Annotated in this window: 12 protein-coding genes; 3 read left to right on the top strand and 9 right to left on the bottom strand. The window is 70.9% G+C overall.

Going from position 1 to position 14,969, the window contains the following annotated elements; all coding sequences use genetic code 11:
• The first annotated feature begins 102 nt into the window (after positions 1–102).
• Entirely contained in the window at positions 103–957 is an 855-nt protein-coding gene (locus AC1DVI_RS18420) for a hypothetical protein (RefSeq protein ID WP_476959196.1), read from the top strand.
• Positions 958–1,001: 44 nt separating this feature from the next.
• Positions 1,002–1,580, top strand: a complete 579-nt coding sequence (locus AC1DVI_RS18415) for a YceI family protein (protein ID WP_476959195.1) — start codon at positions 1,002–1,004, stop codon at positions 1,578–1,580.
• Between the two features lie 9 nt (positions 1,581–1,589).
• Here the strand turns inward: AC1DVI_RS18415 and AC1DVI_RS18410 are convergent, their stop codons facing one another.
• On the bottom strand, positions 1,590–2,288 hold the full coding sequence (locus AC1DVI_RS18410) for a Crp/Fnr family transcriptional regulator (protein WP_476959194.1): 699 nt from the start codon (positions 2,286–2,288) through the stop codon (positions 1,590–1,592).
• Between the two features lie 158 nt (positions 2,289–2,446).
• Between AC1DVI_RS18410 and AC1DVI_RS18405 the strand changes: the two genes are divergently transcribed.
• Positions 2,447–4,147, top strand: coding sequence for an adenylate/guanylate cyclase domain-containing protein (locus tag AC1DVI_RS18405; protein ID WP_476959193.1), 1,701 nt, complete (start codon positions 2,447–2,449; stop codon positions 4,145–4,147).
• A gap of 55 nt (positions 4,148–4,202) precedes the next feature.
• On the opposite strand, the gene AC1DVI_RS18400 is transcribed toward AC1DVI_RS18405, so the two are convergent.
• The 8 genes from AC1DVI_RS18400 to AC1DVI_RS18365 all read right to left on the bottom strand — a co-directional run bounded on the left by AC1DVI_RS18400 (position 4,203) and on the right by AC1DVI_RS18365 (position 14,947).
• Positions 4,203–4,862 carry a TerC family protein gene (locus AC1DVI_RS18400; RefSeq protein WP_476959192.1) on the bottom strand — a complete coding sequence of 220 codons (660 nt, stop codon included), beginning with the start codon at positions 4,860–4,862 and terminating at the stop codon, positions 4,203–4,205.
• 168 nt (positions 4,863–5,030) lie between these two features.
• Entirely contained in the window at positions 5,031–5,729 is a 699-nt protein-coding gene (locus tag AC1DVI_RS18395; RefSeq protein WP_476959191.1) for a response regulator, read from the bottom strand.
• Positions 5,726–8,470, bottom strand: coding sequence for a DUF4118 domain-containing protein (locus tag AC1DVI_RS18390; protein WP_476959190.1), 2,745 nt, complete (start codon positions 8,468–8,470; stop codon positions 5,726–5,728). The genes AC1DVI_RS18395 and AC1DVI_RS18390 overlap by 4 nt, the downstream gene beginning before the upstream one ends.
• A gap of 86 nt (positions 8,471–8,556) precedes the next feature.
• Positions 8,557–9,165, bottom strand: coding sequence for a K(+)-transporting ATPase subunit C (locus AC1DVI_RS18385; RefSeq protein WP_476959189.1), 609 nt, complete (start codon positions 9,163–9,165; stop codon positions 8,557–8,559).
• A gap of 10 nt (positions 9,166–9,175) precedes the next feature.
• Positions 9,176–11,308, bottom strand: a complete 2,133-nt coding sequence (gene kdpB, locus AC1DVI_RS18380; RefSeq protein ID WP_476959188.1) for a potassium-transporting ATPase subunit KdpB — start codon at positions 11,306–11,308, stop codon at positions 9,176–9,178.
• A 13-nt stretch (positions 11,309–11,321) separates the two neighbouring features.
• Positions 11,322–13,031, bottom strand: a complete 1,710-nt coding sequence (gene kdpA / locus AC1DVI_RS18375; RefSeq protein ID WP_476959187.1) for a potassium-transporting ATPase subunit KdpA — start codon at positions 13,029–13,031, stop codon at positions 11,322–11,324.
• Positions 13,032–13,041: 10 nt separating this feature from the next.
• Positions 13,042–13,131 carry a K(+)-transporting ATPase subunit F gene (locus AC1DVI_RS18370; protein ID WP_035680142.1) on the bottom strand — a complete coding sequence of 30 codons (90 nt, stop codon included), beginning with the start codon at positions 13,129–13,131 and terminating at the stop codon, positions 13,042–13,044.
• A 316-nt stretch (positions 13,132–13,447) separates the two neighbouring features.
• A complete protein-coding gene (locus AC1DVI_RS18365) occupies positions 13,448–14,947 on the bottom strand; it encodes a CoA-acylating methylmalonate-semialdehyde dehydrogenase (RefSeq protein WP_476959186.1) in 1,500 nt (499 codons plus the stop codon).
• Positions 14,948–14,969 lie beyond the last annotated feature (22 nt).

The raw sequence follows: 14,969 nt of genomic DNA, 5'->3' as shown, positions 1-14,969 counted from the left end.
TGACGGCACTCTCCAGCCGCGCCGCGAAGCGCTGGCCTGACCGTTCCATCCCGGCAGGCTCCGCCCCGCGTCCCGTTTCCTGCGGCTTGGAGTGTTCCGACGATGGCTCTGCTCGATGATCTTGTGGTGCAGACCGCCCTGTTTCCCCTGGTGGTCGGCGTCGCCGCCGTCGGTGTGGTCCGTCTCGCCGGCGGACGCACGCGGGGTCCCCGGTTGGCGGCAGCGGGTGTTGCCGCCGCCTTCCTGGCGGCCTACGCGCTGATCGTCGGCCTGCCCGCCCTGCCCCCGCCCTCCAGCATGGGCCGCCTGTTCTGGAGCGCGGTGGCCGGTCTGGTCATCGGCGTCGGCGCCGACCTCGCCGGGATCGACCGCCGCCGCGGCACGCTGCTGCTCGGCGCCTGGGTGACGGCGTCCCTGCTGTGGATCGCCCTGCCGGTGCTGCCGGGCGGCCTGGACACCATCACCGCCGCGGTCCTGCTGCTGGCCGGCGGATGGATCGCCCTGACCCGCACCGCCGGCGAGGGCGAGGGGGTGGCGACGCCCGGCGTCGCCCTGCTGGCCGCCGCGGTGGCGGTGGGCGGGGTGGCGCTGGTCGGCGCCTCCGCCTCCGTTGCCCAGCTCGCCTTCGCGCTGGCCGCGGCCACCGGCGGCCTGCTGCTGTGGAACTGGCCGGTGGAGCGCCACGCCTGGGGCAACGCCGGTCAGGCGGCGCTGGGCATCCTGGTGCTGCTGGCCGCCACCCTGACCTTCTTCTCGTCCGCCCACGCCGAAGCCCTGCTGCTCGTCCTGCCGGCCTTCTTCGCCGACCGGCTGCGCGACCGGCTGCCCCTGCCGCACACCGCCGCGGGACGGGCCATGGGCACCGTGGCGCTGACCGCCATCGCCCTGGTGCCAGCCATCGCCGCCGTGGGCGTCGCCTTCCTTCTCTCCGCCGGTTCCGACGTGTCCGGCTACTGACCCACCTCAGTCATCCCCTTCCATCCGACAAAGGACTCCGAATCATGAAGCGTCTTCTCGCCGCCGCCGCCCTGTCCGCCCTCGTCGCCCTGCCGCTGAGCGCCCAGGCCGCCCCGGTCGCCTACAAGCTCGACCCGGCCCACACCGCCGTTGTCTTCATCGTCGACCATCTGGGCTTCTCCAAGGCAGTCGGCAGCTTCAACACGGTGGCCGGTGAGCTGTCCTTCGACAAGGACGCCGCGGACAAGAGCAGCCTGTCGGTGACCATCGACACCACCAGCATCGACACCAACCACGCCAAGCGCGACGAACACCTGAAGTCGCCGGACTTCTTCAACGTGAAGGAGTTCCCGAAGCTGACCTTCAAGAGCACGAAGATCGAGAAGACCGGCGACAAGACCGGCAAGCTGCACGGCGACCTCACCCTGCTGGGCGTCACCAAGCCGGTGGTCCTCGACGTGACCTTCAACAAGGACGGCGTCAGCCCGGCCAGCAAGCAGGAGACGGTCGGCTTCTCCGCCCGCGGCACGATCAAGCGCTCCGACTTCGGCATGAAGTACGGCGTGCCGAACATCGGCGACGACATCCAGATCATCATCGAGTCCGAGGCGGTGAAGGCGTAAGGCGCGCCGTCAATCCTCCTCCGCCGCCTGCCGGACCCGCTCCCGCAGGCGGCGGGTGTCGAGAAGGACCAGCGCCCCCCGCCGCTTTTCCAGCAGCCCGTCGCGCTCCAGGGCGCTCAGCTCCCGCGAGACCGCCTCGCGCCGGGTGCTGACGCGGGCGGCGAGGTCGGCGTGGGGCGGCGGCGGGGAGATGGTCGCGCTGTGCTCCCCCCGCCCGTCCGGCCGGGCCAGCCGCAGCAGCTCGGCGTAGATGCGGTGGCGCACGTCCAGCGTGTTGAACTCGTTCACCCGCGTGGCGAGCTTCCGGATCTCCCCGGCCAACAGGACCATCACCTGGTCGCAGATGTCGGGGTGGCGGTGGACGCAGTCGCGGAACAGCGGGGCGGGCATGCAGGCGACCGTGGCATTGGTCACGGCGACGATGCCGGCGGAGCGGGCCTTACCGTCGATGGCCGCCAGCTCCCCGAAGAATTCCCCGGCGGGGATGTCGCGCAGGATCACCGTCCGCCCGGAGATCGCGCGGATGGTCACCCGAACCAGACCGGCGGCGACGACGAAGACGTCGGTGCCCTCATCCTCGAAATCGATGATCCATTGCCCGGCCTCCACCCGGCGCCAGACGCAGCGGTCCTCCAGCGCCCGCAACTCGTCGGGGGACAGGGAGCGGAACAGCGCCGCACCGGCCAGCGTTTCGGTCCGGCGCCTCATGGACGGGAATGGGTGTCGGGCTGTGGCATGGCGCGGGATGATCTCATAGGATGCCGGGGGACGCCACGCCGAAGCCGAGAACCACAGCCCGAGTCCGCCGACCGACATGACGACCGTCCCATCCGCCGCCCGGAACCGTTCATGACCGGGACCCGTTCATGAAACGCCGGATCGAACGCCCGTTGCGCCTGTTCACCGGCCTGACGCTGTTCACCTTCGTCATCACCCATTTCCTCGCCCACGCCGCCGGGCTGCTGCTGCTTCCGGGGATGGAGGTGGCGCGGCGCACCCTGCTGTGGGTCTGGGACACGCCGCCGGGACAGGCGCTCCTCGCCGGCTCCTTCGTCACCCACGCCGGGCTGGGTCTGTGGGCGCTGTACCGGCGGCGCCACCTGCGCATGCCCGCCGGGGAGGCGTGGCAGCTGGGGCTGGGGCTGTGCATCCCGCTCCTGCTGATCTCCCACGGCATGGCGGGGATGCTGTCGGACGACCTCTACAACGACCCGCTGACCTACCCGCGGGCGATCGTCCTCTACTGGATCACCGCGCCGGAAACCCTGCTGTGGCGCCAGCTCCTGCTGCTGGTGATCGTGTGGATACACGGCTGCATCGGGGTGCGGGGCTGGCTGATGGTCAAGCCCTGGTACCGGCGCCTCGCCTCGCTGCTCGGCGCCTTCGCCATGCTCCTGCCCTTGCTGGCGCTGGCCGGGATCGTCAACGCCGGCTGGGACGCCGAGCGTCGGGCCGCCGCCGACCCCGCCTATCTGGAGCAGTTCCGCCCGCCCCCCGCCGGCACGCCGGAGGCGGAGAACCGCGCCGCGCTGGCGTCGATCAGCGGCGGCGTGTTCAACACCTACGTCCTGCTGCTGGTCGGGACGCTCGGGCTGCGGCAATACCGCAATTGGCGGGCGCGGGCGACCAGTCCCGTCCGCATCGCCTATCCCGGCGGGCGCACGGTGACCGTCCCGCGCGGGACCTCCGTGCTGGAGGCCAGCCGGGCCAACGGCGTCCCGCACACCGCGCTGTGCGGCGGGCGGGGGCGCTGCTCGACCTGCCGCATCCGGGTGACCGAGGGGGCGGACGCCCTGCCGCCGCCCAACGCCACGGAACGGGCGGTGCTGGATCGGATGAAGGCGCCGCGCGCCGTCCGGCTGGCTTGCCAGCTTCGCCCGGTGGCGCCGCTGTCGGTGACGCCGCTGCTGTCGGCGCGGGACAATGGGCGAACCTTCGCCGTCACCGCCCCCATGGACAGCGGGCGGGAGCTGGCGATCACCGCGCTGTTCGTGGATTTGCGGGGATCGACCTCGCTGGCCGCGGAGCGGCTGCCCTTCGACGCGCTGTTCATCGTCACCCGCTACGTCCAGGTCGTCACCGACGCGATCCGGCGGCACGGCGGCTACGTCATCGCCATCGCCGGCGACGGGGTGATGGGCATGTTCGCCAACGAGCAGGACCCCGCGGCGGCGGCGGCCAGCGCGTTGCGCGCCACCGCCGACCTGTGGCGCGACATCGAGGTGCTGAGCCGCGACCTCGCGGAGGAGCTGGACCAACCGCTGGCCTTCGGGGCGGGGGTGCATTCCGGCCTCGCCGTGGTCGGGGCGGTGGCCTGCTCGGAGGACGGATCGCTGCAGTTCATCGGCGACACCGGCAACGTCGCCGCAAGGCTGGAGGAGATGACCAAGACGCTGGGTGCCACCGTGGTCTTTTCCGACGCGGCCGCCGAACTGGCGGGGCTCCGGCGGCTGGACCATCTGGAGCGCCGGGACGTGTCGATCCGGGGCCGCGACGGCACGCTGGGGGTGCGGACGGTCCAGCGCCGGGAGGATTTGCGGGCGCTGCTGGAGGGCACGGGCGCCTGAAGAAAAACCCCCGCCGGAAGGCGGGGGTTTTTCGATTGTCAGAGCAGATGGGACATCAGATCAGGTGGGCCTGGGCCAGAACCTCGTTGCCGCCGCGCCAGATCATGTCGAGCGCCACGTAGGTGATGATGGCAAGGCCGATCCAGCCGATCCAGCGGTGCTTGTGCAGCACATGCGCGATCATGTTGGCCGCAGCACCCATCAGCACGACGGAGAGCAGAAGGCCGATGACCAGGACCGTCGGATGGTCCTTGGCCGCGCCGGCCACCGCCAGCACGTTGTCGAGCGACATCGACACGTCCGCCACCACGATCTGCCAGACCGCGGCCCCGAAGGTGGTCGTCGCCACCGCCACACCGACCGCGGCGTCTCCGGAGCCGTCCCCGGTCCCGGCCAACGCCTCGTCGGGCGTCACTTCGTCCGCCCCTCCGGAGTGCAGTTCGCGGAACATCTTCCAGCAGACCCACAGCAGCAGCACGCCGCCGGCCAGGGTCAGCCCGATGATGGCGAGAAGCTGGGTGGTGATCAGGGCGAAGAAGATGCGCAGGATGATAGCGGCGCCGATGCCCCAGACGATCACCTTGCGGCGCTGCTCCATGGGAACGGCGGCGGCGGCCATGCCGACCACGATGGCGTTGTCGCCGGCCAGAACGAGGTCGATGGCGACCACCTGCCCAAGGGCGGTGAGCTGCGACCAGAGATCGACGCTTTCCATATAAAATCTTTCGAAGGCTGTGGGTGGGCTCAATGGCGGTGTGCGGTCATCTCATTTCTTGGGGCTTGCGCCTGAAACAGCGGCCCTGGGGCTTCTGTCGCACGAATCGAAGCATGGCGCAGCAGGTTTAGCGTGCAGCGGTGGGTTGCAACGGATGTGGAGGCGGGATCAGTCGGGCGCGCGCAGCCGGTAGCCGACGCCGGTTTCGGTCAGGATGTGCAGGGGGCGCTCCGGCTCCGCTTCGATCTTCTGGCGGAGCTGGCGGATGTAGATTCGCAGATACTGCACGTCGGTGTCGGCGCCCCAGACCTCCTTCAGGATGAAGCGGTGGGTCAGCACCTTGCCGGCATGGGCGACCAGCAGGCGCAGCAGGTCGTATTCGCGGGGCGACAGCTTCACCTCGGCGCCGCGGACCGTCACGATCCGCCGGACCAGATCGACGGCGAGGTCGCCGCTGCGGAACAGCGGGCGCTCCCCCTGCTGCTGCAGGCGGTGGCGCAGGGCGGCGCGGATGCGGGCGAGAAGTTCGTCCATGCCGAAGGGCTTGGTCACGTAGTCGTCGGCGCCGAGGTCCAGCGCCTCCACCTTGCCCGCCTCGTCGGCGCGGCTGGACAGCACGATGATCGGGGCGGCCACCCCGTCGGCGCGCAGGCGGCGGATCACCTCAAGCCCGCCGATGTCCGGCAGGCCGAGGTCGAGCACCAGCAGGTCCGGCGGGCGCCGCCGCACCGCCTCCAGAGCGCCCGCCCCGTCCTCCGCCTCGGCGATGTCGTAGCCCTGGGCGGTCAGGGTGGTGCGCAGGAAGCGGCGGATCGGCGGTTCGTCGTCGACGACCAGGACGCGCAGCGGCAGGGAGTCCGACCTCATGGCGTCCCCTCCTCCTCAAGGCCGGGCTCCTCGAGGCCGGGCAGAGCCGCGGCGGCGGGCATGGTCAGGGTGAAGACGGCGCCGGAGCGGTCCTTGCGGTTGCCAGCGGCGATGGTGCCGCCCATCGCCTCGACGAAGCCGCGGCAGATTGCCAGCCCCAGCCCGGTCCCGGCGCGCTGCCGGTCCTGGGCCTGGACGCGGTAGAATTTGTCGAAGATGCGCTCGACATCCGCCGCCGGGATGCCGTCGCCCTCGTCCCGCACCTCGATGCGCACCCGACCATCCTCCCGCAACGCGCCGACCTGGATCAGCGAGCCTGTTGGCGCGTATTTGGCCGCGTTGTCCAGCAGATTGAAGAGAACCTGTTCGAACAGCACGTCGTCCGCCTCCAGCATCGGCAGGTCGGCGGCCAGATCGACGTCCACCCGGTGCCCGGCCAGGATGCGGCCCGCCCGCCCCAGCGCGCTTCCCACCGTCTCGGCCAGATCGACCGGGCCGGTGCGCGGGCGGATCGCCCCCGACTCCAGGCGCGTCATGTCCAGCAGGTTGGCGATGAAGCGGTTCAGCCGCTCCGCCTCCTCCTGGATGGTGGCGGCGAGGTCGCGGCGCGACGCCTCGTCCATCCCGGCGCCGTAGGCGGTCAGGCTGGTCGCCGACCCCAGGATGGAGGCCAGCGGGGTCCGCAGGTCGTGGGAGATCGAGGTGAGCAGGGCCGAGCGCAACCGCTCCGTCTCGGCGGCCAGACGGGCGCGGTCCACGTCCTCCGCCAGCGTGACCCGCTCGATGGCGAGTGCTGCCTGATCGGTCAGCGCGTCGAGCAGCCGGCGCTGGTCGGGGGTCAGCAGGGCGCCGGGCTTGCCGGTGCGGGCGGTGTCGGTGTCGATGCCGACCACCCCGACCGGGCCGCGCCCGGTGCGCAGGGGAAGGAACAGCCATTTGGCTCCGGGCAGCGTGTCCGAGCCGCGCCCGGCGGGCCGGTTGTTCTCCCACGCCCAGACGGCGGCGGCGAGGTCGGCCTCGCGCAGTTCGTCCTCCGGCGGGTAGCCGGCGCGGACGGACACCGTGTCGCCGCTGGGCAGCAGCAGGACCACATGCACCTTCAGCATCGCCGCGATCTGGTGGGCGGTCGCCCACAGCAGGTCGTCCATGGTGACCACCCCGGCCAGCTTGCGGCTGAAGCCGTAGAGGTCCTCGGTCGTCTTGGCGCGCAGCCGGGCGGTGACCGCCTGGGCGCGCACGCGGGCGGTCAGGTTGCTGGCGATCACCGCGACCACCGCGAAGAAGAACAGCGCGACGATGTTTTCCGGATCGGCGATGGAAAAGGTGTAGAGCGGATTCAGGAAGAAATAGTTGAAGGCCAGGATGCTGGCGACGCAGGCGTAGAGCGACGGCCCCAGCCCGCCGGTCACCGCGCTGCTCAGCACCGCCGTCAGGAAGACCAGCGCGACGTTGCTGACGGCGAGCACCTGCTGAAGCACCTCCCCGACGCCCAGCGCCAGCGCGACATAGCCGGTGGCGGCGGCGTAGGGCCACCAGGACAGCGCCGGTCGCCGTGGGACCGCGGTGCGCACCGTCTTGGGCGGGATCGGCTCCTCGGCGTCGTCGGCGATGACGTGGACACTGATGCCGCCGGCCTGCCGGATCAGCCGGAAGGCGATGGAGCTGCGCAGCAGCTCCGCCCAGGGGCCGCGGTGGGACTTGGCGATGACGATGTGCGCGACGTTGTTGGTCCGCGCATACTCGATCACCGTGCCGGCGACGTCGCCGCCGGGGATGGTCACCGCCTCGCCGCCCAGCTTCTCGACCAGCCGCAGCGCGTCGGCGATGCGGTCCCGCTCGGCCTCGCTCAGGCGCAGGCTGCGCGGCGTCTCGACATGCAGCGCGGTCCAATGGGCGCGCAGCCGCTCCGCCTGACGGCGGGCGTAGCGGACGACGGCGGCGCAGGCCGGGTCCTCGTTCACGCAGACCAGCAGCCGCTCCCCCGCCGCCCAGGGACCGGCGATGGCGTGGGCCTGCATATGGGTCAGCAATTGCTCGTCCACCCGCTGGGCGGTGCGGCGCAACGCCAGCTCGCGCAGCGCCGTCAGGTTGCCGGGGGAGAAGTAATGGCGGATCGCCCGCTCGGCGGTGCGCGGGACATAGACCTTGCCGTCCTTCAGCCGCTGGATCAGGTCGTCCGGCGTGATGTCGATGACCTCGATGTCGTCGGCGCGGTCGAGGATGGAATCCGGCACCGTCTCGCGCACACGGACGCGGGTGATCCGGGCGACGACGTCGTTCAGGCTCTCCACATGCTGGATGTTCATGGTGGTGTAGACGTCGATCCCGGCGGCGAGGATCTCCTCCACGTCGAGGTAGCGCTTGGCGTGGCGGCTGCCGGGGGCGTTCGTGTGGGCCAGTTCGTCCACCAGCACGATGGCGGGTCGGCGGGCGAGGATGGCGTCGAGGTCCATCTCGTCGAGCCGGCGCCCCTTGTAGTCGATCTTGCGGCGGGGGACGACCTCCAGCCCGGCGAGCAGCGCCTCGGTCTCGCGCCGGCTATGGGTCTCCACCACGCCGACCACCACGTCCACCCCGTCGCGCCGCTTGGCCTGGGCGGTCAGCAGCATCTCGTAGGTTTTGCCGACGCCGGGGGCCGCCCCCAGGAACAGCTTCAGCCGTCCGCGCCCCTCCCGCGCCGCTTCGCGCAGGAGCGCTTCGGGCGAAGGCCGGGCAGCAGCGGCGGTTCGGTCGTTCGGCATATGGGGGCGGCTTTCGGAACGGATCGGCGGCCCCTCCCCTCCCCCGCCGGCGCAGGAAAAGGAACAGGCCGCCTGTTGACCTTCAGCTAATGCGTCGCCGTGGCGGCGTCGAGGGCGAGATTGAGCCGCAGCACGTTGACCACCGGCTCCCCCAGCGGTCCCAGCGGCGAGGGCTCCGTGTTCCGGGTGACCAGGGAGCGGACCTGGGCCTCCGTGAGCCCGCGGGCGCGGGCGATGCGGGGGACCTGGAAATCGGCGGCGGCGGGCGACAGATGCGGGTCGAGGCCGCTGGCCGAGGTCGTCACCAGCTCGACCGGCACCGGGGTTTCCGGATTTTCCGCCTTCAGCCGCTCCGTCTCGTCGCGCACGCGGTCGGCCAGCACCTGGGCGGTCGGGCCGAGGTTGGAGCCGCCGGAGGCCGCGGCGTTGTAGGGCGCCGGCACGCTCTTCGACGGGTCGGCCGGGTCCGGCCCCAGCGTGGCGGAGGGCCGCCCGTGGAAATAGCCCTCCCCGGTGAAGCCCTGGCCGATCAGGGCGGAGCCGACGACCCTCCCGTCCCGCTCGATCAGGCTGCCGTTGGCCTGGTGCGGGAAGACGGCCTGGGCGATGCCGGTGACGGCCAGCGGGTAGATCAGCCCGGTCACCACGGTCAGCGCGGCGACCATGACGAGGGCGGGACGCAGTTCCTTGAGCATGGCGGGGTTCTCACACGAGTCCGATGGCGGTGACGAGCAGGTCGATCAGCTTGATCCCGACGAAGGGCACGATCAGGCCGCCCAGCCCGTAGATCAGCAGGTTCCGGCGCAGCAGCCGCGCCGCCCCCACCGCGCGGTAGGCGACGCCGCGCAGCGCCAGCGGGATCAGCGCCACGATGATCAGCGCGTTGAAGATGATCGCCGACAGGATGGCGCTCTCCGGGCTGGCCAGCCCCATCACGTTCAAGGCGCCCAACTGCGGGTAGAAGGCCAGGAACATGGCGGGGATGATGGCGAAATACTTCGCCACGTCGTTGGCGATGGAGAAGGTGGTCAGGGCGCCGCGGGTCATCAGCAGCTGCTTGCCGATCTCCACGATCTCGATCAGCTTGGTCGGGTCGCTGTCCAGGTCGACCATGTTGCCGGCCTCGCGCGCCGCGACGGTGCCGGTGTTCATCGCCACGCCGACGTCGGCCTGGGCCAGCGCCGGGGCGTCGTTGGTGCCGTCGCCGCACATGGCGACCAGCTTGCCCCGCGCCTGCTCGTCGCGGATCAGCTGCAGCTTCATCTCGGGCGTCGCCTGCGCCAGGAAATCGTCCACCCCGGCCTCCGCGGCGATGGCGGCGGCGGTCATGGCGTTGTCGCCGGTGATCATCACCGTCTTGATGCCCATCTGGCGCAGCGCCGCGAAGCGCTCCCGGATGCCGCCCTTGACGATGTCCTTCAGGTGGATGACGCCCAGCAGCCTGCCGTCGCGGGCGACGGCCAGCGGCGTACCGCCGGACTTGGCGACGCGCTCCGCGATGGCCTGCACCTCGCGCACCGCCGCCTCCAGGCCGGGATCGGGGCGCAGCGCGGTGACGGTGTTGCCCTGGTGGGCGGCGCCCGCACCGAGCACCCGCACATGGGCGAGCACGGCGTCCACGGCGCCTTTGCGGATGGTCACGCCGTCGCTGTCGATGCCGCTCAGCCGCGTCTGGGCGGTGAAGGGCACGAACCGGGCGTGCAGCCCGGCCATGTCGCGGGCGCGGATGCCGTAATTCTCCTTCGCCAGGACGACGATGGAGCGGCCCTCCGGCGTCTCGTCGGCCAGCGAGGCGAGCTGGGCGGAGTCGGCCAGATCGCGGTCGGCCACGCCGGAGATCGGCAGGAACTCCGCCGCCTGACGGTTGCCCAGCGTGATCGTGCCGGTCTTGTCGAGCAGAAGCGTGTCCACGTCGCCCGCCGCCTCCACCGCCCGGCCCGACATGGCCAGCACGTTGAAGCGGACCAGACGGTCCATACCGGCGATGCCGATGGCCGACAGCAGCGCGCCGATGGTGGTCGGGATCAGCGTGACGAACAGCGCCGCCAGCACCAGCACCCCGACCGACCCGCCGGCGTAGGCGGCGAAGCTGGGGATGGTCGCCACGGCGATGACGAAGATGACGGTCATGCCGGCCAGCAGGATGTTCAGCGCGATCTCGTTGGGCGTCTTCTGCCGCTGCGCGCCCTCGACCAGCCCGATCATGCGGTCGAGGAAGGTGTTGCCCTGGGCGGCGGTGATCCGCACCTTGATCCAGTCGGAGATCACCTGCGTGCCGCCGGTCACCGCGGAGCGGTCGCCGCCGGACTCGCGGACGACCGGGGCGGATTCGCCGGTGATCGCCGCCTCGTTGACGCTGGCCACACCTTCCACCACCTCGCCGTCGGAGGGGATGAGGTCGCCCGCCTCCACCAGAACGAGATCGCCGGGCTTGAGCGCGGTGGCCGGGACGGGCAGCCAATCCCCGTTGTCGGACAGCCGCTTGGCGGTGGTCTCCGTGCGGGTGCGGCGCAGGCTGGCCGCCTGGGCCTTGCCGCGGCCCTCCGCCACCGCCTCCGCGAAGTTGGCGAAGAGCAGGGTGAACCACAGCCACAGCACGATCTGCAGGGAGAAGCCGATGTTTCCGGTCCCCGTCAGCCCGGTGCCCGTCAGCAGGTCGCGCAGGAACAGCAGCGTGGTCAGCGCCGCCACCACCTCCACGCAGAACATCACCGGGTTGCGGGCCATCAGCCGGGGGTCGAGTTTGCGGACGGAGCCGGCAACGGCGGGCAGCAGGATGGCCGGGTCCAGCAGGGTGGAGGCCGGAGTCCGGGTGGCGGTTTTCGAATGGGTGTCCATGGATGGTCCCCGGTCAGAAGAGGAGGCCGGCGCGCATCGCCAGATGCTCGGCCACCGGGCCGAGGGCGAGCGCCGGGAAGAAGGTCAGGCCGCCGACGATCAGGATGACCCCGGCCAGCAGCCCGACGAACAGGCCGCCGTGGGTCGGGAAGGTGCCGGCCGACGCCGCGCTGCGCGTCTTGGCGGCGAGCGAGCCGGCGACCGCCAGCATCGGCACGATGACCAGGAAGCGGCCCACCAGCATCCCGGCGGCCAGCGTCAGGTTGTACCAGAGCGTGTTGCCCGACAGCCCGCCGAAGGCGCTGCCGTTGTTGGCCGCCGCCGAGACGTAGGCGTAGAGCGCCTCCGAGAAGCCGTGCGGCCCGGCGTTGGCGAGCGCGGCGAGGCCGCTGTCCAGCACCACGGCGAAGGCGGTGCCGCCCAGCATCATCAAGGGCAGGCAGAGCACGGCGAGCATGGTCATCTTGACCTCCTTCGCCTCAAGCTTTTTCCCGAGATACTCCGGCGTGCGCCCGACCATCAGCCCGGCGACGAACATGGTGACGATGGCGAACAGCAGCATGCCGTAGAGACCGGCCCCGACGCCGCCGACGATGATCTCGCCCAGCATCATGTTGACCATCGGCACCATGCCGCCCAGCGGCATGAAGCTGTCGTGCATGGCGTTGACCGCCCCGCAGGAGGCCGCCGTGGTCACCGCGGCGAACAGGGCGCTCATGGCGATGCCGAAGCGGGTCTCCTTGCCCTCCATGTTGCCTGCAGCGTTGTCCAGCCCGAGGGCGGCGAAGGCCGGGTTGCCCTGCGCTTCCGCCCAATAGACGGCGGCGACGCCGATGACGAACAGCAGGCCCATGGCGGCCAGGATGGCCCAGCCCTGCCGCTCGTCTCCGGCCATGCGCCCGAACAGGTTGGTCAGCCCGGCGCCGATGGCGAAGATCGACAGCATCTGCACCAGATTGGTCAGGGCGTTCGGATTCTCGAAGGGATGGGCGGAGTTGGCGTTGAAGAAGCCGCCGCCGTTGGTGCCCAGCATCTTGATCGCCTCCTGCGAGGCGACGGGGCCGAGCGCGATGGTCTGCTTGACGCCTTCGAGCGTGGTGGCGTCCACCGTCCCGGCCAGAGTCTGCGGCACGCCCTGCCAGACCAGGAACAGCGCGTAGAGCAGGCTGAGCGGCAGCAGCAGGTAGAGCGTAGCTCGGGTCAGGTCGGTCCAGATATTGCCGACCGTCCGCGCCCCGCTGCGGGTGAAGCCGCGGACCAGCGCCACGGCCAGCGCGATGCCGGTCGCCGCCGACACGAAGTTCTGCACGGTCAGCCCGGCCATCTGCACGAGATGGCTCATCGTGCTTTCGCCGCCGTAATTCTGCCAGTTCGTGTTGGTGACGAAGCTGGCGGCGGTGTTGAAGGCGAGGTCGGCGGGGACCGCCGCCACGCCCGTGGGGTTCAGGGGCAGGACGCCCTGCAGGCGTTGCAGCGCGTAGAGCAGCAGCAGCCCGGCGACGTTGAACAGCAGCATGGCGACGGCGTAGGTCACCCAATGCTGCTCCGCCTTCGCGTCCACCCCGGCCAGCCGGTAGAGCCCGCGCTCGACGGGGCCGAGCAGCGGCGAGAGCAGCGTGCGCTCCCCGTTGAACAGCCGCGTCATGTAGCCGCCGAGCGGGCGCGCCACGGTGGCCACGAGGGCGGCGAAGAGCAGGATGTGTATCCAGCCGCTGACGGTCATGGGAGTCTCCTCAGAACCGTTCGGGGCGGATCAGGGCATACACGAGGTAGCCCAGCAGCCCGGCGGCGACGAGGCCGCCGAGCGCGTAATCGACGATCATGGCCCGCCCTCCCTCACAAGCGGTCGCAGGCGTGCACATAGGCGATGGACGCGGCGAAGAAGGCCGCGGTGATCGCCAGCGCGATGATGTCCAGCATGGTTGCCTCCGGGGCGCACCCGGGAGGAGCCGGGCGCGCGTCAGCGTGGATCGGATGCCGGCACGGCTGTGTCCGGCACGATCAGGCTGCGCCCGATGCGCGTATAAATTCGAGGGGGGCGGAAGAGGGTCTGTCGTATAGACGCCGTATATGCCGGGGGGAAGGGGCGATGGGAACGGTCGCCCCTGCTCCGGGGGAGGAGAGCGAGATACGCTCCGCTCACTTCATCGATGGGAAGGAGAACTGCGCGCCTTCGCGCACGCCGCCCGCCGGCCAGCGCTGGGTGATCGTCTTGCGCCGGGTATAGAAGCGCACGCCGTCCGGCCCGTAGGCCGCCAGATCGCCGAACAGCGACCGCTTCCAGCCGCCGAAGCTGTGGTAGGACACCGGCACCGGCAGCGGCACGTTGACGCCGACCATGCCGACCTTGATCGCGTCGGTGAAGTAGCGCGCGGCCTCGCCGTCGCGGGTGAACAGGCAGGTGCCGTTGCCGTATTCGTGGGCGTCGATCAGGTCCATGCCCTCCTGCATCGTCGCTACGCGCACGACGCAGAGGACCGGGCCGAAGATCTCCTCCCTGTAGATTCTCATCTCCGGCGTCACCCGGTCGAACAGGCAGCCGCCGAGGAAGAAGCCGCCCTCGTGGCCCGGCACCACCAGCCCGCGGCCGTCGACCACCAGTTCGGCCCCTTCGGCGACGCCCTGGTCCACGTACCCCTTCACCTTCTCGAAATGGGCGCGGGTGACCAGCGGACCCATGTCGCAGCCGGTGCCGGTCCCCGCCCCCACCTTGAGGCCGCGCACCTGCTCCGCCAGCATCGCCACCACGCGGTCGGCAGTCGCATCGCCCACCGCGACGACCACGGAGATCGCCATGCAGCGCTCCCCGCAGGAGCCGTAGGCCGCCCCCATGATCGCGCTGACCGCGTTGTCGAGGTCGGCGTCGGGCATGACGATGGCGTGGTTCTTGGCCCCACCCAGCGCCTGCACCCGTTTCCCATGGGCGGTGCCGGTGGCGTAGACATATTCGGCGACCGGCGTGGAGCCGACGAAGCTGACCGCCTGGACACGGGGGTCGGTCAGCAGCGTGTCCACCGCCTCCTTGTCACCGTGGACAACGTTCAGCACGCCCGGCGGCAGGCCCGCCTCCTGGGCCAGCTGCGCGACAAGCAGGGAGGCGCTGGGGTCGCGCTCCGACGGCTTCAGGATGAAGCTGTTGCCGCAGGCCACGGCGACCGGAAACATCCACAGCGGGACCATCGCCGGGAAGTTGAAGGGCGTGATGCCCGCCACGACGCCCAGCGGCTGGAACTCCGACCAGCTGTCGATGCCCGGCCCGACATTCTTGGAATGCTCACCCTTCAGCAGATCGGCGATGCCGCAGGCGTATTCGACGTTCTCGATGCCGCGGGTCAGCTCGCCGCGGGCGTCCTCCAGCGTCTTGCCGTGCTCCCGCGTGATCGCCGCGCAGATGCGGTCGGCGTTGTCCTCCAGCAGTTGCCGGAAGCGGAACATGACCCGCGCCCGCTTGCCCGGCGGCGTCGCCCGCCACGCCGGGAAGGCGCCCTCAGCGGCGGCGATGGCCGATTCCACGGTGGCGCGGCCGGCGAGCGGGACGCGGCCCACGGTTTCACCGGTGGCCGGGTTCACGATGTCGGCGCTGCGGCTGTCGGCGGGGGCGTCGGCCGTGCCGCCGATGAGATGCGGAACCAGGGTCATGGCCTTCTCCATTGTCCTCCGT

Source organism: Azospirillum sp. P4_B5 (genome assembly GCF_056402275.1).
This window is presented reverse-complemented; position numbering and strand designations above follow the sequence as displayed.

Bases quoted from the DNA above. Each gene is read 5' to 3' on its own strand.
- AC1DVI_RS18395 (WP_476959191.1), bottom strand. From the start codon at position 5,729: ATGAGGTCGGACTCCCTGCCGCTGCGCGTCCTGGTCGTCGACGACGAA.
- AC1DVI_RS18365 (WP_476959186.1), bottom strand. From the start codon at position 14,947: ATGACCCTGGTTCCGCATCTCATCGGCGGCACGGCCGACGCCCCCGCC.
- kdpB (WP_476959188.1), bottom strand. From the start codon at position 11,308: ATGGACACCCATTCGAAAACCGCCACCCGGACTCCGGCCTCCACCCTG.
- AC1DVI_RS18415 (WP_476959195.1), top strand. From the start codon at position 1,002: ATGAAGCGTCTTCTCGCCGCCGCCGCCCTGTCCGCCCTCGTCGCCCTG.
- AC1DVI_RS18405 (WP_476959193.1), top strand. From the start codon at position 2,447: ATGAAACGCCGGATCGAACGCCCGTTGCGCCTGTTCACCGGCCTGACG.
- kdpA (WP_476959187.1), bottom strand. From the start codon at position 13,031: ATGACCGTCAGCGGCTGGATACACATCCTGCTCTTCGCCGCCCTCGTG.
- AC1DVI_RS18390 (WP_476959190.1), bottom strand. From the start codon at position 8,470: ATGCCGAACGACCGAACCGCCGCTGCTGCCCGGCCTTCGCCCGAAGCG.
- AC1DVI_RS18410 (WP_476959194.1), bottom strand. From the start codon at position 2,288: ATGAGGCGCCGGACCGAAACGCTGGCCGGTGCGGCGCTGTTCCGCTCC.
- AC1DVI_RS18400 (WP_476959192.1), bottom strand. From the start codon at position 4,862: ATGGAAAGCGTCGATCTCTGGTCGCAGCTCACCGCCCTTGGGCAGGTG.
- AC1DVI_RS18420 (WP_476959196.1), top strand. From the start codon at position 103: ATGGCTCTGCTCGATGATCTTGTGGTGCAGACCGCCCTGTTTCCCCTG.
- AC1DVI_RS18370 (WP_035680142.1), bottom strand. From the start codon at position 13,131: ATGATCGTCGATTACGCGCTCGGCGGCCTCGTCGCCGCCGGGCTGCTG.
- AC1DVI_RS18385 (WP_476959189.1), bottom strand. From the start codon at position 9,165: ATGCTCAAGGAACTGCGTCCCGCCCTCGTCATGGTCGCCGCGCTGACC.